This is a genomic window from Cobetia amphilecti (genome assembly GCF_032923285.1).
GTDB lineage: Bacteria > Pseudomonadota > Gammaproteobacteria > Pseudomonadales > Halomonadaceae > Cobetia > Cobetia amphilecti.
Window position 1 is genome coordinate 258,390 of sequence record NZ_CP136695.1, and the last position, 20,042, is coordinate 278,431.

Below are 20,042 nucleotides of genomic sequence, written 5' to 3' on the forward strand. Positions count from 1 at the left end.
CCATTGTTGCAGATAACGCCACGCCAACCCAGCCACTTCGCGACGACAACTGTGATGCCCGAGCTGCAACATTGCATCACGGGACTGTCATGCGCGCGTGCAGCGGAAGCGGGGTGGATTATGCGATAATGCCGCGATTCAGCGACAGCAAGCGGATCACTTCCATGTCTTCGACTTCTTCAGCATCTTCCTCGGCGGCCAGCAACGCACGTGGCACGCTCTACATCATTTCCGCGCCGTCCGGCGCCGGCAAGACCACCCTGGTCAAGGCACTGCTGGAGCGCATGGACGGTATCGGCGTGTCCGTCTCGCACACCACCCGCGGCCAGCGCCCGGGCGAGCAGGATGCCGTCAACTACCACTTCGTGGATGTCGATCACTTCAAGACCATGATCGAGCAGGGCGACTTCTTCGAGCACGCCCAGGTCTTCGACAACTTCTATGGCACCTCGCGTCCGGCGGTAGAAGCTCGCCTGAGCAAGGGCGAGGACGTCATCCTCGAGATCGACTGGCAAGGCGCCCAGCAAGTGCGCGCCCAGGTGCCGGAAGCCGTCTCCATCTTCATCCTGCCGCCGTCGCGTGAAGCACTGCTCGAGCGTCTGTCCGGCCGCGGTACCGATGGTGAGGACGTGATCGCGCGTCGCATGCGCGATGCGGTCAGCGAGATGTCCCACTACGACGAATACGACCTGATTGTCATCAATGATGACTTCGAGCAGGCCCTCGACGAGCTGTGCGGACTCGTCAATGCCCAGCGTGCGCGTCTGCCGCGCGTGCAGCATCGCCACGCGGCACTGCTCGATTCCCTGCTGGCCGACTGATGACGGCGGCGGGAATCCGGCTGCTCGGTCAGACGCTCAGTCAGCCGCGCGGCCGGCCGTTCTGACAGCAGTTCGGACAGCCTGACAGTCGGGCAGGACTTGCCGGCTTTCGTGCTGATCATGCGCGCTGTGGTCGCGTACGCCGCCGACAGACGCGCCAGGCGAAGGAGTTGATCGCGCCTGACTTGTCATGCAACAACGGCGTCGAGTAGACTCGATTCCCTTTCAGAATCATTGGCCGCTGAGCCGTCTCGCCCCTGGCGGGCCGGCTCGGCGGCATTGTGCTTGCGTCGTGTGCGAGATACTGTCAGATGATCAGGGTAAGTGACCCCTAGCGGTCGCGGCACTCTGCGCTGATTACACGCCGACAGCGAACCCCGAATATCCCGCTATTGATAGGTGCACCGCCATGGCTCGCGTAACCGTAGAAGATTGCCTCGAGAACGTCGACAACCGCTTCCAGCTGGTGATGATCTCCACTCGTCGTGCCCGTCAGCTGTCACGCGGCAGCCGCAACGCCCAACTGCCGTGGGAAAACGACAAGCCCACCGTCCTCGCCCTGCGCGAAGTGGCGGCCGGTCTGGTCGGTCGTGACATCCTGAACGAGCCGGTCGAAGCTCCGATCCAGCGCAAGCCGGTAATGCCGCAGATCGAAGACTGAGCCCACGCTCAACCTGCCGACTGCATGTGTGCTTCCGCACCTCTGCCACTCCCGCCCTCGCGGCCGGAGCACGGGGTGCGGGCCCGGAATCACTCTGAGCCAAGGCCGCTGAATGTTCACGATCGATGACCTGGCAGACCGCCTGGGCGGTTATCTTCCCGAGGAAGAGATCCGTCAGGTTAGGCGCGCCTTCTATTACGCCGAGCAGGCCCACGATGGCCAGCGCCGGCGTTCCGGTGAGCCCTATGTGACCCACCCGCTGGCGGTGGCGAACATTCTCGCCAACATGCACATGGACCATCAGAGCCTGATGGCCGCCATGCTGCACGATGTCATCGAAGACACCAGCGTGACCTTCGAGGCACTGGCAGGCCAGTTCGGCGAACCCGTCGCCCTGCTGGTGGATGGCGTCTCGAAGCTGACCCAGATCACCTTCGAGGACAAGGCCGTCGCCCAGGCCGAGAACTTCCAGAAGATGGTGCTGGCGATGTCCCAGGACATCCGCGTCATCATCGTCAAGCTGGCCGACCGTCTCCACAACATGCGTACCCTCGGCGCCCTGCGCCCCGAGAAGAAGCGTCGCATCGCCCGTGAGACGCTCGAGATCTACGCCCGCGTCGCCAACCGTCTTGGTATCAACACCATTCGCGTCGAGCTGGAAGACCTTTCCTTCCAGGCGCTGCACCCGATGCGTTCCGAACGCATCAAGCGTGCCGTCACCGCCGCGCGTGGCAATCGTCGTACCCTGATGCGCGAGATCCAGGCCAGTCTGCAGAACGCGCTGGAGCGCGATCAGCTGCCCGGCTCGGTGATCGGTCGTCAGAAGCATCTGCTGTCCATCTATCGCAAGATGCGTGACCAGCAGAAGCCCTTCAATGAATTGATGGACGTGTTCGGCTTCCGCATCATCACCGATGACGTGGACAGCTGCTATCGCATCCTCGGCGTGGTGCACAATCTCTACAAGCCGGTGCCGGGTCGCTTCAAGGATTACATCGCGATCCCCAAGGCCAACGGCTACCAGAGTCTGCACACCACGCTGTTCGGCATGAACGGCATGCCCATCGAGGTACAGATCCGTACCCGCGAGATGGAAGCGATGGCCAACAACGGCATCGCGGCGCACTGGCTGTACAAGGCCGGCCAGACCGACCGTCCCATCGGCGCCGGCAGCCATGCGCGTGCCCGCGAATGGGTGCGGGGTCTGCTCGAGATGCAGCGCCATGCCGGCAACTCGCTCGAGTTCATCGAGCACGTCAAGAACGACCTCTTCCCCGACGATACCTACGTGTTCACCCCCAAGGGCGACATCATGGAATTGCCGCGCGGCGCGACGGCGGTCGATTTTGCCTATGCGGTGCACACCGATGTCGGCAACAGCTGTATCGCCTGCCGCATCGATCGTCATCTGGCACCGCTATCCTCGCCGCTGGAGAGTGGCCAGACCGTCGAAGTCATCACCGCGCCGGGCGCCAAGCCCAATCTGGCGTGGCTCAACTTCGTCACCACGGCCAAGGCGCGCTCTGCCGTGCGCCATTACCTCAAGCATCAGCAGCGCAGCGAATCCGTGACCCTGGGCCAGCGTCTGCTCAACAAGGCGCTCTCCGGGCTGGACTCTTCCCTCGAGCAACTGCCGCCCAGGCGTCTCGATACGCTGGCCGCGGAGCTGGAGCTGGAAGGCGGACGTGATGATCTGCTCGAGTCCATCGGGCTCGGCACCCGCGCCGCCTACAGCGTGGCCCAGAGCCTTCTGAGCGACACGACCAGCGCCACGGCGCAGCAGCCCAAGTTCTCGGCCAAGGACGGCAACGTCCAGGCGGAGAACAGTGGCAACAGCCCGATGCAGGTCAGCGGTGGCAACAGCATGGTCACCAGCTACGCGCGCTGCTGTCACCCGCTGCCCGGCGAGCCGATCATGGGCCACCTGTCGGCCGGCAAGGGGCTGGTGGTCCATCGTCAGGAATGCAGCAACATCACCGAGCTGGCCAGCGACCCGGAACGCGTCTTCCCGCTGACCTGGGCCGATCAGGTCGAAGGCGACTTCACGGTGGCGCTGCGTATCGAGGCACAGACCCAGCGCGGCCTGATCGCCGAGCTGGCCGAGCTGGTCACCGATGCCGAAGCCAATATCGAGCGCATCGGCATCGAGGAACGCGACGCCCATCTGGCCATCGTCAATCTGACGCTGGCCGTGCGTGATCGCATTCATCTGGCGCGCATCATCAAGCGCATGCGCAACCTGTTGCACGTGGAGCGAATCACCCGCGTCCTCAGCTGATCTACCGTACTGGCCGCGTCGTCCGCCACTGGCGGGCGGCGCGGTTTTTGTTTTCAAGGCTGCCGCAGAGCGGCCATCGGACACGTTCTTCTGAACACCCGTGTCGCGGTCAAGGCCGACTGCAGTGCAGGACCTTGACCGCGACCGAACTCGCCGTGGACGGCGAGACCCTATAACCACAATCGTAACCCGCTGCTGAAGGCCGCCACCGCACAACACTCGCAACCGGCAAGGCTTGAGCGCAGTCACAAGGAGCATGTCATGAGCAATCGCGCGATCATCAACACCGACAAGGCCCCTGCTGCCATCGGTCCGTATTCCCAGGCGATCAAGGCGGGCAACACCGTCTATCTGTCCGGCCAGATTCCGCTGGATCCGCAGACGATGGAAGTCGTCGAAGGCGGTATCGAGGCGCAGGCGCGTCAGGTCTTCACCAACCTGAATGCCGTGTGCGAAGAAGCCGCCGGCAGCCTGGGCGACATCGTCAAGCTCAACCTCTACCTGACCGATCTGGACGACTTCGCGCGCGTCAACGCGGTGATGGAAGAGTTCTTCACCGCGCCCTTCCCGGCGCGTGCCGCGGTTGGCGTCAAGGCGCTGCCCAAGGGCGTGGCCTTCGAAGCCGAAGGCGTGATGGTCATCGGTGACTGAGCACCCGCTCACTGACGATGGCAGGTCACCCGCGAGGAGTGGCTGACGCAGAGACGACAGTGCCCGCCCCGGGATCCCGGGGCGGGCACTGTCAGTTGGCGCTTCGCCTGGGCACTGCGTCACTCAATAACTGGCCGCTCGTCAGCCAGTCTTGGCGAGCAACTTACCCACACCCGGTCAGGCGACTCAGTACGCAACCGCATGTGGATAAGTGAAAGCGGCAGTGATCAGCGGCCCGACAATTCGCTCTTCGGCACCGTCACGCCGTGCTCCTTGAGCACCTCGGCATAGCCTTCGCGGAAGGTCGGGTAACGGAAGGTGTAGCCGCTCTCGAGCAACAGGGCATTGCCGCAGCGCTTGCTGGAACGCCGCCGCAGCGGTGACTGGATCACCTCGGTGGACTCGACCTTGAGCTGGCGCGCCAACCAGGCCATCACTTCGTGCAGCGGTGCGCCATCGCAGTCGGTGGCCAGATAGATCGGCTCGACCGGCTTGCCCTCGAGGCTCAGCGCGATCAGGTGCGCCAGCACGCCCGCGCAGTCGTCACGGTGGATGCGGTTGGAGTAGAGTGGCGGGTTGCTGGCGGCGATGCGACCATCACGCGCCTGGCGAATCAGCATGTCGCGGCCCGGCCCGTAGATGCCGGAGAAGCGCACCACGGTGCCGTTGAGCGAGGAATCGAGCAGTGCCTGCTCGCCTTCGCGCATCAACTGGCCCGAGAAGCTGGTGGCATCGGTGGGTGACTGCTCGTCGACTTCCTCGCCATCCTTCTGGGCGTAGACCGAGGTCGAGGACACGAACAGCACGCGGGTCGGCGGTTTGGCGCGCGACTCGAGCTCCGTCACCAGCGCCCGAATGCCATCGACGTAAGCGGCGCGATAGGCCTCTTCGTCGAAACGGTCGGCGCTCAGCACATGTACCACCGTGTCGGCATCTGGCAAGCTGGCCAGTGCACCTTCGGCAGTGATGTCCAAGGCCAGCGTCTCGATGCCGAGATCCGCAAGCTTGGACACATCGCGCCTGACACCAATGACGTGCTGATCGGCCTTGAGCAGTTCGCGCGCCAGCGCGCTGCCAACGTCGCCACAACCGAGGATGAGACTCGTCTTCTTCACCTTTGCCGTGCTCCTTGGTAAAACGAATCGGTACCCACCGCATCCCAGGATGCCAGTTCCGGGCAGGAATCATGACTCTAACAGAACTCCGCTACATCGTAACCTTGGCCCAGGAGCGTCATTTCGGACGCGCCGCAGAGCGCTGCTTCGTCTCGCAGCCCACTCTGTCGGTGGCCGTCAAGAAGCTTGAGGAAGAGCTGGGAGTCGCACTGTTCGAGCGTTCCAAGTCCACCGTACAGGTCACACCGCTCGGCGAGAAGATCGTTCAGCAGGCTCAGCGCGTGCTGGAGCAGTCCAGCGTGATCAAGGAACTGGCCAATTCCGGCAAGGATCAGCTCTCCAGCCCGTTGCGCATCGGCGCCATCTATACCATTGGACCGTATCTTTTCCCGCACCTGGTGCCGGAACTGACGCGGCGTGCGCCGAAGATGCCGCTCTACATCGAGGAAGGCATGACCGGCGACCTGCGTCGCAAGCTGCGCAATGGCGAGCTGGACGTGATCATCGTCGCGCTGCCGTTCACCGAGACCGACGTGCTGACCAAGATCCTCTACGAAGAGCCCTTCGAAGTCCTGCTGCCGGCCGGCCACCCTCTGCTCGAGCAGGACAGCATCGCCAAGGAGCAGTTGATCAACGAGCGTCTGCTGATGCTCGGCGAGGGCCACTGCTTCCGTGATCAGATTCTCGAGGCCTGCCCGGCCATCGGCAATCAGATCAACAACCCCGAGAATACGCTGATCGCCGAAGGCGGCTCGCTGGAAACCATCCGCCACATGGTCGCCTCCGGCCTCGGTATCACCGTGCTGCCCTACTCGGCGACCGGTACCGGTCATTACGAGAGCGGCGTGCTCGAGACGCGTCCCTTCAAGGACCCGGCGCCCAGCCGCAGCGTGGCGCTGGCATGGCGTGCCAGCTTCCCGCGCCCCAAGGCCATCGACGTGATCAGCCAGGCGATCGCCGAGTGCTCCAATCGTGCGCGCCAGAGCAATGAGAACGGCATGCAGGGCTCCGCTTCCCAGAGCCACGAACCGGCATGAGCAGGGCGGGCACGGAAGCCTCATCTGCCGGGCCCGCCAGCGCCGGTGTCTTTGCCACCGGCGCGCTGGCCCAACCGCTGGACAGCCTGAGCGGCGTCGGCCCCGCGCTGAGCGAGAAGCTGTCGCGCCTGGGGCTGGAGCGCGTCGCAGACCTGCTGTTCCATCTGCCGCTGCGCTATCAGGACAGAACCCGCGTCACGCCCATCGGCACGCTCAAGAGCGGCATGGAAGCGGTGGTGGAAGGCGAGGTGACGGCCTGCGACATCGTCAAGGGCCGCCGCCGCAGCCTGCTGGTACGCCTGCGCGATGGCAGCGGCATCCTCAGCCTGCGCTTCTTCCACTTCTCTCCCGCCCAGCAGCAGCAATTCCAGCGTGGCCATAGCGTACGCTGCTTCGGCGAGGCACGCGCCGGGGCCACCGGTCTCGAGATCTACCATCCGGAATACCGCCTGCTCGGCCAGGGTGCCGCGCCGGTGGAAGACCACCTCACGCCCATCTATCCGGCCACCGAAGGCCTCAATCAGGCGCGCCTGCGTGCCCTGATCGCCCAGGCGCTCAAGCAGCTCGAGGAGACGCCCCATGAGCTGCCGGACCTGATTCCCGAGGCGCTGCGCACGCGCTTTCGCCTGCCCGGCGTGATCGAGTGCCTGCGCTTTCTGCACGAGCCACCGCCGGATGCGCCCGTCGACCAGATGAGCGATGGCGTGCACCCGAGTCAGCGCCGCCTCGCCCAGGAAGAATTGCTCGCCCACCAGCTGAGCCTGCGTCAGGTGCGCGCGCGCATCCAGCAGGATGGCGCGCCCTCGCTGAGCGCCAGTGGCGGTCTCAGCACGCGCTTTCTCGCCCAGCTGCCCTTCTCGCTGACCGGTGCCCAGCATCGTGTGCTGGAAGATGTGCGCCGCGACCTGGCGCGCGAAGTGCCGATGCTGCGTCTGGTGCAGGGCGATGTGGGGTCGGGCAAGACGGTGGTCGCCGCACTGGCGGCACTGATCGCGATCGGCGGCGGCTGTCAGGCTGCCTTGATGGCGCCTACCGAGATTCTCGCCGAGCAGCACTATCGCAACTTCCGCGAATGGCTGGAGCCATTGGGCATCGAGGTGGCGTGGCTGGCCGGCAAGCTCAAGGGCAAGGCACGGCTGGATGCCAAGGCCGCCATCGCCGATGGCCGGGCACGCATGGTGGTCGGCACGCATGCGCTGTTTCAGGCCGATGTGACCTTCCAGCGCCTGGGGCTGGCGATCGTCGATGAGCAGCACCGTTTCGGCGTGCATCAGCGCCTCGCGTTGCGGGCGAAGGGGGAAGCCGGTGGCCTGACACCGCACCAGCTGATCATGACCGCGACGCCGATTCCGCGCACCCTGGCGATGAGCGCCTACGCCGACCTCGACCTGTCGGTGATCGATGAGCTGCCGCCGGGACGCACCCCGGTGCAGACCGTCGCGGTGGCCGACCCGCGCCGCCCCGAGGTGGTCGAGCGCATCCGCGCCGCCTGCTCCGAGGGTCGTCAGGCCTATTGGGTGTGTACGCTGATCGAGGAATCCGAGGTGATGACCTGCCAGGCCGCCGAGGTGACGCGTGACGAGCTGACCGAGGCGCTGCCGGAGCTGTCCATCGGCCTGGTCCATGGCCGCATGAAGGCAGCCGAGAAAGCCGAGGTGATGGCGGCGTTCAAGGACGGCGAGCATGACCTGCTGGTGGCGACCACGGTGATCGAGGTCGGGGTCGATGTGCCGAATGCCAGCCTGATGGTGATCGACAATCCCGAGCGTCTTGGCCTGTCGCAGCTGCACCAGCTGCGTGGCCGTGTCGGGCGTGGCAGCACCGAGAGCTTCTGTGTGCTGCTCTATCATCCGCCGCTGTCGCAGCACTCCAAGCAGCGCCTGGCGGTGATGCGCGAGACCACCGACGGCTTCAAGATCGCCGAGAAGGACCTGGAGCTACGCGGGCCCGGCGAAGTGCTGGGCACGCGTCAGACGGGGCTGGCGGGGATGAAGATCGCCGATCTCGAGCGTGACAGTGACCTGATCGCCCCGACCACCACGCTGGCCGATGCCATCCTCAGCGAGGCCCCGCAGGCCGCGGAGCCCCTGATTCGCCGCTGGCTGGGCGAGGCGGCCGGGCAATACGGCGCCGTCTGAGCGCGCTGCCCGCTGCTCACCTGGCGCCCTTACCGATTCAACCCGGGCACTCGATCACTCGGCCCGCCGCGCCAGTCGCTCAGACAGCACTTGTCTTACAGTACATGTCAGTTGGCGCGGCTGGCCTTGATCAGCTGGGTGCCGGCGCTTTCCAGCGGCTGCAACAGCCGCAGCACCAGAATCAGCTGTGACAGCGCCAGGCGTCCGGTGGTGGATTCGACCTGCTCGACCTCGGCTTCCAGTGCCGCGATCTCATCTTCGCTGTCCAGCGTGACGGCGATCTCACCGCCCGCCTCCAATTGCTCTCCCAACGCCGTCAGCTGCTGACTCAGGCGCTCACCATGGCGCAGCAGCGTCTCGATGCCGCTGCTGGCCGAGGCGGTCGATTCCAGTTCGCCGCGATGCGCTGCCAGCGCCGAGAGATAGCCGAGCACGGTGTGCGCGTGGAGCAGGAAGCCGAAGCCCGGCTCGACATCGCGCCGGAAGTGGCCGGGCTCCTTGCGGGCCGTGGCCAGCAGATTGGAGAAGGCCGCGTCGGCATTGTGGGCATTGCGCCGCGCCAGGCGGTAGGCCAGATCATCACGCTTGCCGTGGCGGTACTGGGACAGCACCTCGCCCAGATAGCGGCCGCTGGTCTTGAGACTGACGCCGGCCTGGCGATAGAGCTTGCGGCCCTGCCAGTCCGGCAGGATCAACACCACCGAAAGCCCAGCCAGCAGGCCGCCGACCAGCGTATCGAACAGGCGCGGCCAGATGAGATCGAAGCCATCGCCGACCTGGTTGAAGCACGCCAGCACCATCAGCGTGATGGCGGCGGTGGCCAGGGTATAGCGCGAGCCACGGGTGGCGAAGAACAGTACCCCCGCGACCACGGCGATACCGGCCTGGATCGTGGGCGCCGGGAACAGGCTGATCAGCGCCCAGCCGGCGACCAGACCGATCAGCGTGCCCAGAATCCGCTGCGCCAGCGTGCGGCGCGTATCGCCGTAGCTGGGACGACACACGAACAGCCCGGTCAGCAGAATCCAGTAGCCCTGGGTCGGGTGTACCGCCAGCAGCACGCCATAGCCGGCCACCAGCGTCGCGGTCAGGCGCAGCGCATGGCGGAAGATCGGCGAGCGCGGCGTCAGGTGGCTGCGGATACGCTCGAACATGTCGCGCGTGCCGTGGGGCGAGCGGTCCAGCAGGCTGTTGTCGCTTTCATTGCTGACGGCTTCGAGATCATTCAGGCGCGCGATCTGACCTTCGATCAGGCGCAGGTTGCTGGCCAGTGCCTCCAGCGCCTGCATCAGATGGTGCCACTCGGGCCGCTGCTGTTGCTTGAGATAGACGAGCGAGGCATTGAGGTCTTCCAGCGCCTGCTGGCTGTCACTGGCATCGAAGGGCTGGCGCATCAACAGCGCCTTGCCGAGCCCGCGACAGGCGCGCCCCTGCTGCTCCAGCAGGCGCTGACAGCGGAACAGGATATCGTGATGGAAGAAGGCGTCGGTGAGCTGGCTGTAGGGATAATGGCTGGAGCTGGCGCGCTCGTGGAGGTCCTGGGCGATGAAGTAGAGCCGCAGGTAGCGGTCGAGCTTGGTGGTATCGCGCCGTCCGGCGAGGCGCCGGAAGACCATCTCCTTGGTCTGGTTGAGCGCCACCACCACGCGGCCGTTCTGCTCGGCCAGCGCCAGACGGCGGGCGGACTGGTCGACATTGCGCAACGGCTCGAACAGCTGCGCCTTGAGAATCAGGTAGCGCCCCAGCTCACGGTAGAGCGTCGCCATGCTGTGCTTGAGCGGCTGGCGCGAGAACAGCGCGCACCACACGACCGAGAGCAGGCCATACCAGGTCGCGCCCACCACCAGCAGCAACGGCTGAACCAGATTGATGCCCAGCCCCGGCTCACGCAGCCATTCGGGCAGGCTGCGCTCCAGCACCGCGATCTGACCATCTCCATGCTGCTGCTCGAGGCTGATCATGGTGTAGACGGCCAGAATCAACGAGGCGCGCGCGATGGCGCCGTAGCGGGCATCGATGGCGCCCAGCATCGGCATCGCGAAGGTGGCCAGCGCCAGCCCGATCACGAAGGGCAGCGGCATGCCGAACAACAGCTCCACCGAGACAGCGGCGATGCTGAAGCAGGCCAGCGTCATGCCCAGCGCGCGCAGTCGACCGCGCCAGTGATCATCGGTTTCCGCCAGCCCCGAGGCGATCACGCCCAGAAACAGCGGGATCACCACCGCCATCTCGTCGAGCCAGAACCCCACCGCCATCACGCCACCCAGCGCGATCAACATGCGCAGCGAATAACTGAAGGCATCCAGCGTCCACAGACGACGCAGGGAGTGCATGAGGGAGTCCAGGAGAGAGCGTGTCATGAAGTGTTCCGTGACCAGGGCGCCGGGCAGCGCATTAGACTTTAGATTTATATCGCTAGCATAACACCCCGTTCTGCCGTGTCCGAGAGCCATGGCGCATGCAAGCGTTGGCGGGCGCGTCGAATGTCGAATCGCCGCGACGTGCCACTCTGAAGACTCCTGACCTCATTGGCTTTCATGGAGAATACCGATGCATCCTCTTATCGAACGCGTCACTGGCTCCCTCGGGCTGTCACCGGAAATCGCCGAGCAGGCGGTCGGCATGGTTCTCAAGTTCGTGCGTGAGCAGGGGCCGGATGGCCCGGCCGCCTCACTGCTGGGCGCCATTCCGGGAGCGGAAGGCCTGATCGGCAGCGCAGGCGAGGAAGCCGCCGAGTCCGGTGGCGGTGGCCTCATGGGCGGCCTGATGGGCGCCGTCAGCGCCTTCACCGGCGGCAGTGGTGGCGGTGCGCTGGAACTGGGCCAGAAGCTGATGGGGCTGGACCTGAACATGGACCAGGCGCGCGGCGTGGCCGATGAGACACTGAGCTATGCGCGCGAAGAAGCCGGCGATGGCGTGGTCGATCAGGTGCTCGAAGGCATTCCGGGCCTCAAGCAGTTGCTGTGACGCCTCGAGGGCGTTGAGAGGGTCTTCTCGAACAGCCCCTCGCAAGTAAAGGCTCGCAAGAAAGGCTCGCGACAACTGCTCATGACAACAGCTCGTGACAAAAACAACGCCCCGCTGATTCTCTCAGCGGGGCGTCTTTCGTTCATGCAGGCACGGCACAGGGCCATTCAGCGAATGCGCTTGAGCAATGACTGCAAGCGGTTGAGCTGGGCCGAATCGCCGACCAGCCGCACGCGCTGGTCCATCAGGCCTTGCAGGAAGGCACGCGGCGAGGGCTTGAGCAGGAAGGCCACCGCACTGTCGCTATCGGCGAAGCGCAGCTCAAGCTCGGTATCCACCGGCAGGCCACTGCCCGTGGTGACGCCCGCGTGGGACATGCGGTAGTGACGCGCGATGCTCATGTCTTCGGTCGCGACGCCCCAGTCCAGCGGACGCTTTTCCAGCTCGGCACGAAATTCGGGGTCACGCTTGAAGGCCCGCTTGAGCAGCAGACCCAGCACCCACAGCAATATCTTGAGCTTCATGGTGTCATTCCTTGAATCGCGAAGCGTCGGTCACGCAGGCCATATGAAAATGCCACCGGCCCCGCAGGGCGGAACCGGTGGCATCAGCATGACAGCCGACAGGGCTTTTGATGACGACGATTGAAAGCCATGGCGACAGCCACCCCGGGTCTGCGCTGAAGCACGAGCCGAGGTTACTTGGTCACTGCATCCTTCAACGACTTGCCGGGTTTGAAGGCAACGGTCTTGCTGGCCGGGATGGTCAGCGGCTTGCCTGTCTGAGGGTTCTTGCCGGTACGCGCCGCACGCTGGCGCACGGTGAATGACCCGAAACCGATCAGTGAGACGTCATTGCCTTTGGCCAAGGTATGAGTGATCTCGTCGAGAATCACGTTCAGTACCTGACTGGCCTTGTCCTTGGATAGATCCGCACGCTCGGCGATAGCCGCAGCGAGTTCTGGCTTGCGCATGAAAAGCCCTCCTGGTTTGGCATTCTGCACGGGCGGCCAAGCCGCCGTTTCCATTGTTGTTCTTGCACTTGCTAGCGGTGGCGTATGGCGGCGACGCAATCCGCTCCCGGCAAGCTTTGCCGTATCAAACCTGTCGATGGCAGCAACCTGTCAGACGACGCCCGCTGAGCAGCATGTCTGACGGAGCATTCACTATCGTGCCTGACCGCGCTGGCAGCAAGGGATTTACGACCATCGATCATGGCATCGCCTAGCCTAGCAACGGCGGTGCCTGCCGCGCTAGCTCGACTTTCCTGCGAACGGCGGCGCCTGTCAACGCATATCCAATCAAGCGTTCGTTCATATCCAGCGCACGCGCTTCGAGGTCATCGCCTTCACCGGTGATTTCCCAGCGCGCCACGGCCGAACGCGGCGGATAGGCCACCACCGGCAAGGCCGGTGTCTTGACCAGCACCGGCCACGCCTTCCAGTCGAGCACGCTCGGCTCGCCACACAGGTTGGCCGCCAGGGTGCGCGCAGCCATCTGCAGCGGCTGGACATACATGGCATTGACGCCCTCGACACTGGCGCAATCGCCCAGCGCCCAGATATGCGGCTGTGAGGTGGCCAGGTGACGGTCGACACGGATGCCGTCACCGCCGGCGCTCAGGCCCGCGGCCTGCGCCAGACGAATGCGCGGCGCCAGCCCGGTGGCCAGCAGAACCACGGAGCCCGTCAGGCGACGACCGCTCTGCAGGCGCACCTCGACCGGCGCGGCCTGACGTTCGGCCTCCTCGCCTGAGCTGGCGGCGATGGTCTCGACCATCTCGCCCTGGCGACGCGTCACACCGAGTCCATCCAGCGCCGCACCCAGACGCTGCCCCAGTGCTTGCGGCAACAGTCCATCCAGCGGAGTTTCCTCAGGCGCGACCAGCGTGACGCGGTGGCCGGCGGCCGTCAGATCATTGGCGTATTCACAGCCGACCAGTCCGGCACCGACAATCACCACGTGCCCGTCTTCCCCGCGCTCGCGGGCCTTCGCCAGCGTCGCGCAGAAGGCCGCATAGTCGTCGAGGTCATTGATGCTCTGCACGCGTGAGGCCACTTCCGCGGCGACGGGGAAGGGACGACGCGGCGCGGCACCGAGTGCCAGCACCAGCTCGTCATAGGCCAGACACTCCTCGCCCAGCCATAGCTGGCGGGCATCACCGTCGATGGCAGTGACGCGTTGATGGGTACGCAGCTCGGCATTCAGCTCGTCCACCAGCGCCACCGGCGCCTGACGCGACAGGTCGGTGGCCGACATCTTCTTGGCGAAGGCGGTGGACAGCATCGGCTTGGCGTAATCGTGGCCGCTGTCCTGGCTGATGAGGATCAGCCGGCTGTCCTTGTCACGCGCACGCAGCGCGCGCGCCAGACCAATGCCCGCCATGCCGGTACCAATGATGACAAGGGTGCGAGGGTCGCGCATGGCACCATCTCCTGAGATCGATCCGAGGGAAGCGCTGATGAAAGAGCGCCAGCAGCGTCCGTCATGAACGCCGATGAATGCGCCCAGCATACCAGCCCGCCAGCAGTGCAGGCATGCCTGAGCGGGAGGCCTTGCCGCCCGGCCATGCTAGACTCGCCATTTCGTCATCCTGACAGGGAATTCACCGTGGTCCGATGCCCAGCAGGCGAGCCTCATCGCGCAGCGCTCACGCCACAGACCTCCACCTGTGAGGCGCCTCATCCGTCAGCCGAGTCCCTGTGCCAGCCTGCGCCTCGCTGGCCTTCGCCCACGCGCGCGGCACCCGCTGCTTCGGCGGCGGTGCGCCGTCATTGGCAGCCGGCTGCCGCGCTGCAAGGTGTCATGCCGGCCGGCTGGTGGGCGTGGCTCTCCTCGACGGACTCGCTGACCCAGCGTCTTGCCAGCGCCATGCAGCAGCAGGATGAACGCGATGGCCAGCCCATTCAGGGCCTGCGCGTGCGCCTGCTGCTGCAGGACACCGGCCCCGCGCGGCTGGATGAGGCACGCCTGCTGGGCATCGGCCCACGCCGGCATGTCTGGCGACGCGAAGTGGCACTCTGTCATGGCGATACACCATGGGTGATCGCACGCTCGCTGGCGGCGCTGGACCTGGCCCACGGTCATCGCCTCTCGACGCTGGGCGAGCGCTCGCTGGGCCATTGGCTGTTTCGCCAGCCCGACCTGACCCGCAGCGCCATCGATGTCAGCCGCGCCCCGCTGGTGCTTTCGAGCCCCAGGCCGCTGGCCCGCACCACCAGCCTGTGGATGCGCCGCTCGATGTTCTCGCATGGTCGCTTCAAGGTGCTGGTGCAGGAGGGCTTCACACCGGCCTTCCAGCACGCGCTGCAGCTGGCCTGAGCCTTGCGCCCGACTGGCCTCGTATCCCTCTCTTCCCTTGCCCACTACCACCCGCCCAGGAGCCCCGATGACCGCGTCATCCACTTCCGCCGCTTCGCGTCCTTCCAGACTGGCCGACTACCTCGCCCTGACACGGCTGGACCGCCCCATCGGCACCTGGCTGCTGATGTGGCCGACCCTGTGGGCACTGTGGCTGGCGGCAGATGGCATTCCCGAGCGCACGACCCTGCTGATCTTCATCGCCGGGGTCTATCTGATGCGCGCCGCCGGCTGCGTCATCAACGACTACGCCGACCGCCATTGGGACAAGCATGTCGAGCGCACGCGTGACCGGCCGCTGACCTCGGGCCGCATTTCGGAGCGCGAGGCGCTGACGCTGTTCGGGGGGCTGGTCGCGGCCGCCTTCGTGCTGGTGTGCTTCACCAACCTGACCACGGTGCTGCTGTCGATCGTCGCCGTGCTGCTGGCGGCCAGCTATCCGTTCATGAAGCGCTTCCATCATCTGCCCCAGGTGGTGCTGGGCGCCGCCTTCGGCTGGGCGATTCCGATGGCCTTCGCCGCGACGCTGGAGGAGGTACCGACCTACGGCTGGTGGCTGTTCGCGGCCAACCTGATGTGGACGGTGGCCTACGACACCGCCTACGCGATGGTCGATCGCAACGACGACCTCAAGGTGGGCATCAAGTCCACCGCCGTGCTGTTCGGGCGTGCCGACAAGCTGATGATCGGCCTGTTGCAGCTGGGCATGCTGGCGGTGTTGATCGGCATCGGCCTGCAGCTGGCGCTGGGCATCTTCTACTGGCTGGGGCTGGCTGCTGCCGCCGTCACCTTCGTCTGGCAGCAACGTCTGATCCGTGAGCGTGAGCGTGCGCCCTGCTTCCAGGCATTCCTCAACAATCATTGGACGGGTCTGCTGATCTTCGCCGGTATCGCCCTGGCGACCTGGCCGATGAGCTGACTCCTGCATAAACATTAGTATTATTTAATCTAAAGCGACCCCTGCCCTCTGTTGCTCCCCAGCCCACGGTTCATGCCTGCCTGCCGCGCCTCCAAGGCGGCTGGCAGGCTTGCGTGCAAGCTGCCATGCTGGCAGTTGTCATCTCGTTGTCATATAAGCGGGTTGTAATCGTCATCGACTTGTCATTCTGGCGCGTGCGCCGACTGCTGCATGGGATCTAGCGATGAGCTCCAAGACCGTACTGATTGTCGACGATGAATCCTCGATTCGCGAGATGATCGCCGTTGCCCTCGAAATGGCGGATTACCGCGTGCTGGAGGCAGACAATGCCCAGGACGCCCACGCCATCGTCGTCGATGAAAAGCCCGATCTGCTGTTGCTGGACTGGATGATGCCGGGCACCAGTGGCCTGGAGCTCGCGCGGCGCCTCAAGCGTGACGAGACCACCTCGGAGCTGCCGATCATCCTGTTGACCGCCAAGGGCGAGGAAGACAACAAGATTCAAGGTCTGGAAGCCGGTGCCGACGACTACATCACCAAGCCCTTCTCGCCGCGCGAGCTGGTCGCCCGTCTCAAGGCCGTGCTGCGTCGCACCACTCCCAAGGGAGTCGAGGAGGCGGTGGAAGTCGAAGGCCTGATGCTCGACCCGGCCAGCCACCGCGTCACCGCCCACGGCAACTCGCTGGATGTCGGCCCGACCGAATATCGCCTGCTGCAGTTCTTCATGACGCATCAGGAGCGTGCCTACACTCGCAGCCAGCTGCTCGATCAGGTATGGGGCGGCAACGTCTATGTCGAGGAGCGCACCGTGGACGTGCACATCCGTCGCCTGCGCAAGGCGCTGGGCACAGGCCATCAGCATCTGATCCAGACCGTCCGCGGCACCGGTTACCGCTTCAGCGCTCAGGCCTGAGGGATTCATGCGCTATTGGACCAACGAGCTATGGCGCCTCGGCTACCTTGCCGGTGGCTTCGGCCTGATCGGTGGCCTGCTGGGTCATCTGGGCTGGGGCCTGGCGCTGGGTCTTTCGCTGTATCTGTTCGTCCATCTCAAGCACTTGAAGAGCCTCTACACCTGGCTGATCACCAATCCCCATGAAGAGCCGCCGCCCGGCGATGGCGTCTGGGGAGACCTGCTCGATCGTCTCTACCGCTACCAGAAGGGCCAGCGTCAGGCTCAGGAGCGACTGCGCAGCATCCTCAACCGTATCCAGGAATCCTCCGAGGCCATGCGCGACGGCCTGGTGATGCTGGACAACCACGGTGACATGGAATGGTGGAACAGCGCTGCCGAGCAGCTGGTCGGTCTCAAGGCCAGCCACGACCGCGGCCAGCACATCACCAACTATCTGCGTGACCCCGTCTTCATCGACTACTTCAATCGGCTGGCCTACCGCGAGCCGCTGACGCTCCAGTCGCCGCTGTCTGACAACCTGACGCTGCAGATCTCCATCACCCTGTTCGGTGACAACGAGCGTCTGGTCATGCTGCGTGACGTCACCCGCCTCTATCGTCTTGAAGAGATGCGCCGCGACTTCGTGGCCAATGTCTCCCATGAGCTGCGCACGCCGCTGACGGTGCTGGCAGGCTATCTCGAGACCTACTCCGATTACGCCGATGACCTGCCACCGCGCTGGCAGCGTGGACTGGGCCAGATGCAGAGCCAGACCGACCGCATGCAGCACCTGGTCGAGGACCTGCTGACCCTGTCACGCCTGGAAACCGACGAGCTGTCCGACAATGGTCGCTGCATCGACATGAGCGCCCTGCTCGGCCATATCCGCGACGACGCCGAAGGCCTGTCCCAGGGGCGCCACACCTTCTCCATCGAGGCCGATGCCAGCCTGTCTCTGCGCGGTGAGGAGCAGGAACTGCGCAGCGCGATCTCGAATCTGGTCTTCAATGCGGTGCGCTACACCCCCGAAGACTGTCATATCACCCTGCGCTGGAAGGCGGATGACCAGGGCCTGCTGGTCGAGGTGGAAGATGACGGGGACGGCATCGACCCGGTCCACCTGCCGCGCCTGACCGAGCGCTTCTACCGCATCGACAAGGGCCGCAGCACCGCCACGGGAGGCACCGGCCTCGGGCTTGCCATCGTCAAGCATGTGCTGATTCGCCATCAGGGCCATCTGGAGATCGACAGCCACCCCGGCGAGGGTGCGCGCTTCCGCTGTCACTTCCCCGACGAGCGAGCCTGTCAGGCGAGCGCTCCCCAGGCCAGCAGTGCGCTAGCCCAGTGATGTGCTGATTCCGTGATGATCTGACCCGGACGCCAGCCCAACGCAGAACGCCCCGCAGCCACCTCGAAAGGAGGCGACTGCGGGGCGTTTCGTTTGGTCAATCAGACGACGCTGCGGCTATTTCAGCGACGAGCCAACTTAGCGACGAGCCAGTTCAGCGACAAGCCAGCTCTGCGACAGGCTGTCTCAACGACGCGGCGCCGGCAACTGACGGTAGTGGCTCTGCCACATCAGTACCGCCCCGGCGACGGCGCCCGGGATGAACAGCAGATTGGCCAGCGGCACCAGCGTCATGACGAACACCGCGGCGCCGAAGGTCAGTGAGGGCCACCAGCGCGCCTTGAGGCGCTGCTTCATGTCACCGAAGCTGACCTGATGGTTGTCCATCGGGTAGTCGAGGTACTGGATCGACATGCTCCAGGCCGAGAACAGCCCCCACAACAGCGGCGAGAGCAGGTTCAGGCCCGGGATGAAGCCGATGATGAACAGCGCGATCATGCGCGGGATGAAGTAGCCCAGCTTGGCCATTTCACGCCCCAGCGAGTCGACGCCGATCTTCATCAGGCCGCGGTCATCATCGATCAGGGTGCCATCCAGACGATGCTCGACCTTCTCGGCCAGAATGCCGTAGAAGGGCGCGGCGATCAGGTTGGTCACCAGGCTGAAGGTGAAGAACACCACCAGCAACAGACTCACTACCAGCACCGGCCAGATCAACCAGCTGAGCCACTCCAGCCACGCCGGTACCTTGAGCATCCAGTAATCGATCCAGCCACCGAACTGGTTGAACAATACCCACAGCGTGATGCTGTAGAGCACCAGGTTGATCGCCAGCGGTACGAATACGAAGCGGCGCAGCCCGGGGGTATAGACCATGCGGGTCCCGCGGACCAGCGCCGATACGGCATCAATCATGCGACGTCCTCGTCATCTCAAAAGAACCGGTCAGCCAGCGGGCTGACCGGAGCCACACCCTAGCACTCCCGCCTGCGCGGCGCAGCTGTCGGCCGCCTGACATCGCTCGCGCTCCCACGACGCAATCGCCCCGCGACCTGCCGGTAAGCAGGAGCGGGGCGAAAGAGGCGACACAGGGGCAGGGAAGCGCGTCAGCTCACTTCTTGTCCAGGTCCTGCGGCTTCAGGTCATGGGTATCGGTGTGACGCACGTCCACGCCCTTGACCAGGAAGATGACGTACTCGGCCAGGTTGTCGGCGTGGTCACCGATGCGCTCCAGCGCACGCAGAATCCACATCACGTTGAGCACCGGCGTGATCTGGCGCGCGTCTTCCATCATGAAGGTCATCAGCGAGCGCATCGCGCTCTGATATTCCAGATCCACCGAGGCGTCTTCACGCAGTACCTTGAGGGCAAGGTCGGTATCGAAGCGCGCGAAGGCCGTCAGGGAGTCACGCACCATGCTGCGCACGTGCTGACTGAGGTGACGCACCTCGACCATGCCGCGCGGGCTCTGGCCGTTCTCGACCAGCGAGATGGCGTTGCGTGCGATCTTGCTCGATTCATCACCGATACGCTCGAGATCGGAGGTGGCGCGGATGACGGCCAGCACCAGGCGCAGGTCGGAGGCCGCCGGCTGACGGCGGGCCAGCACCCGGGTGCACTCGTCATCGATCTTGAGCTGCATGTCGTTGACAGCCTTGTCGTTGTCGCGCACCCGCGTGGCGGTTTCACTGTCGCCTTCCAGCAATGCCGTGACGGCATCCTGCAGCTGCTTCTCTACCAGTCCGCCCATGGCCAGCAGGTGTGTCTTCAGTGCATCCAGCTCGTGATTGAACTGCTCTGAGATATGCTTGCCGTGCGAATCGCTGGTGATATCCATTTCCCTCTCCCGGAAA

Annotated in this window: 18 protein-coding genes; 11 read left to right on the forward strand and 7 right to left on the reverse strand. The window is 64.9% G+C overall.

The window, feature by feature from the left end:
• Positions 1-164: 164 nt before the first annotated feature.
• The 4 genes from gmk (at position 165) to R1T44_RS01175 (ending at position 4,411) form a co-directional block, all read left to right on the forward strand.
• Positions 165-821 carry a guanylate kinase gene (gene gmk, locus R1T44_RS01160; RefSeq protein ID WP_052384319.1) on the forward strand — a complete coding sequence of 219 codons (657 nt, stop codon included), beginning with the start codon at positions 165-167 and terminating at the stop codon, positions 819-821.
• A gap of 409 nt (positions 822-1,230) precedes the next feature.
• Positions 1,231-1,482, forward strand: coding sequence for a DNA-directed RNA polymerase subunit omega (rpoZ, locus tag R1T44_RS01165; protein ID WP_043331755.1), 252 nt, complete (start codon positions 1,231-1,233; stop codon positions 1,480-1,482).
• 112 nt (positions 1,483-1,594) lie between these two features.
• Positions 1,595-3,760, forward strand: coding sequence for a RelA/SpoT family protein (locus R1T44_RS01170; protein WP_192838998.1), 2,166 nt, complete (start codon positions 1,595-1,597; stop codon positions 3,758-3,760).
• 261 nt (positions 3,761-4,021) lie between these two features.
• Positions 4,022-4,411, forward strand: coding sequence for a RidA family protein (locus tag R1T44_RS01175; RefSeq protein ID WP_043331752.1), 390 nt, complete (start codon positions 4,022-4,024; stop codon positions 4,409-4,411).
• A 227-nt stretch (positions 4,412-4,638) separates the two neighbouring features.
• On the opposite strand, the gene R1T44_RS01180 is transcribed toward R1T44_RS01175, so the two are convergent.
• A complete protein-coding gene (locus tag R1T44_RS01180; protein WP_317292415.1) occupies positions 4,639-5,526 on the reverse strand; it encodes an NAD-dependent epimerase/dehydratase family protein in 888 nt (295 codons plus the stop codon).
• Positions 5,527-5,597: 71 nt separating this feature from the next.
• Between R1T44_RS01180 and R1T44_RS01185 the strand changes: the two genes are divergently transcribed.
• On the forward strand, positions 5,598-6,563 hold the full coding sequence (locus tag R1T44_RS01185; RefSeq protein ID WP_052384315.1) for a hydrogen peroxide-inducible genes activator: 966 nt from the start codon (positions 5,598-5,600) through the stop codon (positions 6,561-6,563).
• The gene (gene recG / locus R1T44_RS01190) at positions 6,560-8,701 is read left to right on the forward strand and encodes an ATP-dependent DNA helicase RecG (RefSeq protein WP_082388678.1); all 2,142 of its coding nucleotides are present in this window, start codon (positions 6,560-6,562) and stop codon (positions 8,699-8,701) included. The genes R1T44_RS01185 and recG overlap by 4 nt, the downstream gene beginning before the upstream one ends.
• A 107-nt stretch (positions 8,702-8,808) precedes the next feature.
• Here the strand turns inward: recG and yccS are convergent, their stop codons facing one another.
• Positions 8,809-11,061, reverse strand: coding sequence for a YccS family putative transporter (gene yccS, locus R1T44_RS01195; RefSeq protein WP_317292416.1), 2,253 nt, complete (start codon positions 11,059-11,061; stop codon positions 8,809-8,811).
• 190 nt (positions 11,062-11,251) lie between these two features.
• Between yccS and R1T44_RS01200 the strand changes: the two genes are divergently transcribed.
• Positions 11,252-11,668: a DUF2780 domain-containing protein gene (locus tag R1T44_RS01200; RefSeq protein ID WP_054556347.1), complete on the forward strand. Its 417-nt coding sequence runs from the start codon at positions 11,252-11,254 to the stop codon at positions 11,666-11,668.
• Between the two features lie 167 nt (positions 11,669-11,835).
• Here R1T44_RS01200 and R1T44_RS01205 read toward each other — a convergent pair whose 3' ends face one another.
• The 3 genes from R1T44_RS01205 to R1T44_RS01215 all read right to left on the reverse strand — a co-directional run bounded on the left by R1T44_RS01205 (position 11,836) and on the right by R1T44_RS01215 (position 14,091).
• Positions 11,836-12,192 carry a hypothetical protein gene (locus tag R1T44_RS01205; RefSeq protein ID WP_054556348.1) on the reverse strand — a complete coding sequence of 119 codons (357 nt, stop codon included), beginning with the start codon at positions 12,190-12,192 and terminating at the stop codon, positions 11,836-11,838.
• 173 nt (positions 12,193-12,365) lie between these two features.
• Positions 12,366-12,641: an HU family DNA-binding protein gene (locus R1T44_RS01210; RefSeq protein ID WP_317292417.1), complete on the reverse strand. Its 276-nt coding sequence runs from the start codon at positions 12,639-12,641 to the stop codon at positions 12,366-12,368.
• 250 nt (positions 12,642-12,891) lie between these two features.
• Positions 12,892-14,091 carry an NAD(P)/FAD-dependent oxidoreductase gene (locus R1T44_RS01215; RefSeq protein ID WP_317292418.1) on the reverse strand — a complete coding sequence of 400 codons (1,200 nt, stop codon included), beginning with the start codon at positions 14,089-14,091 and terminating at the stop codon, positions 12,892-12,894.
• 339 nt (positions 14,092-14,430) lie between these two features.
• Between R1T44_RS01215 and R1T44_RS01220 the strand changes: the two genes are divergently transcribed.
• From R1T44_RS01220 to phoR, 4 genes are all read left to right on the forward strand, one after another.
• Complete coding sequence (locus tag R1T44_RS01220; RefSeq protein WP_267895343.1) at positions 14,431-14,988, forward strand: chorismate--pyruvate lyase family protein; 558 nt, start codon at positions 14,431-14,433, stop codon at positions 14,986-14,988.
• Between the two features lie 67 nt (positions 14,989-15,055).
• Positions 15,056-15,946 (forward strand): 4-hydroxybenzoate octaprenyltransferase, encoded by an 891-nt coding sequence (gene ubiA, locus R1T44_RS01225; RefSeq protein ID WP_043331742.1) that lies wholly within the window; start codon positions 15,056-15,058, stop codon positions 15,944-15,946.
• Positions 15,947-16,169: 223 nt separating this feature from the next.
• The gene (gene phoB, locus R1T44_RS01230) at positions 16,170-16,859 is read left to right on the forward strand and encodes a phosphate regulon transcriptional regulator PhoB (protein WP_043331741.1); all 690 of its coding nucleotides are present in this window, start codon (positions 16,170-16,172) and stop codon (positions 16,857-16,859) included.
• Between the two features lie 7 nt (positions 16,860-16,866).
• Positions 16,867-18,189 carry a phosphate regulon sensor histidine kinase PhoR gene (gene phoR, locus R1T44_RS01235; RefSeq protein ID WP_043331740.1) on the forward strand — a complete coding sequence of 441 codons (1,323 nt, stop codon included), beginning with the start codon at positions 16,867-16,869 and terminating at the stop codon, positions 18,187-18,189.
• A gap of 186 nt (positions 18,190-18,375) precedes the next feature.
• On the opposite strand, the gene cysZ is transcribed toward phoR, so the two are convergent.
• Positions 18,376-19,104, reverse strand: a complete 729-nt coding sequence (gene cysZ / locus R1T44_RS01240; RefSeq protein WP_043331739.1) for a sulfate transporter CysZ — start codon at positions 19,102-19,104, stop codon at positions 18,376-18,378.
• Positions 19,105-19,300: 196 nt separating this feature from the next.
• Positions 19,301-20,026, reverse strand: coding sequence for a phosphate signaling complex protein PhoU (phoU, locus tag R1T44_RS01245; RefSeq protein WP_043331737.1), 726 nt, complete (start codon positions 20,024-20,026; stop codon positions 19,301-19,303).
• Positions 20,027-20,042 lie beyond the last annotated feature (16 nt).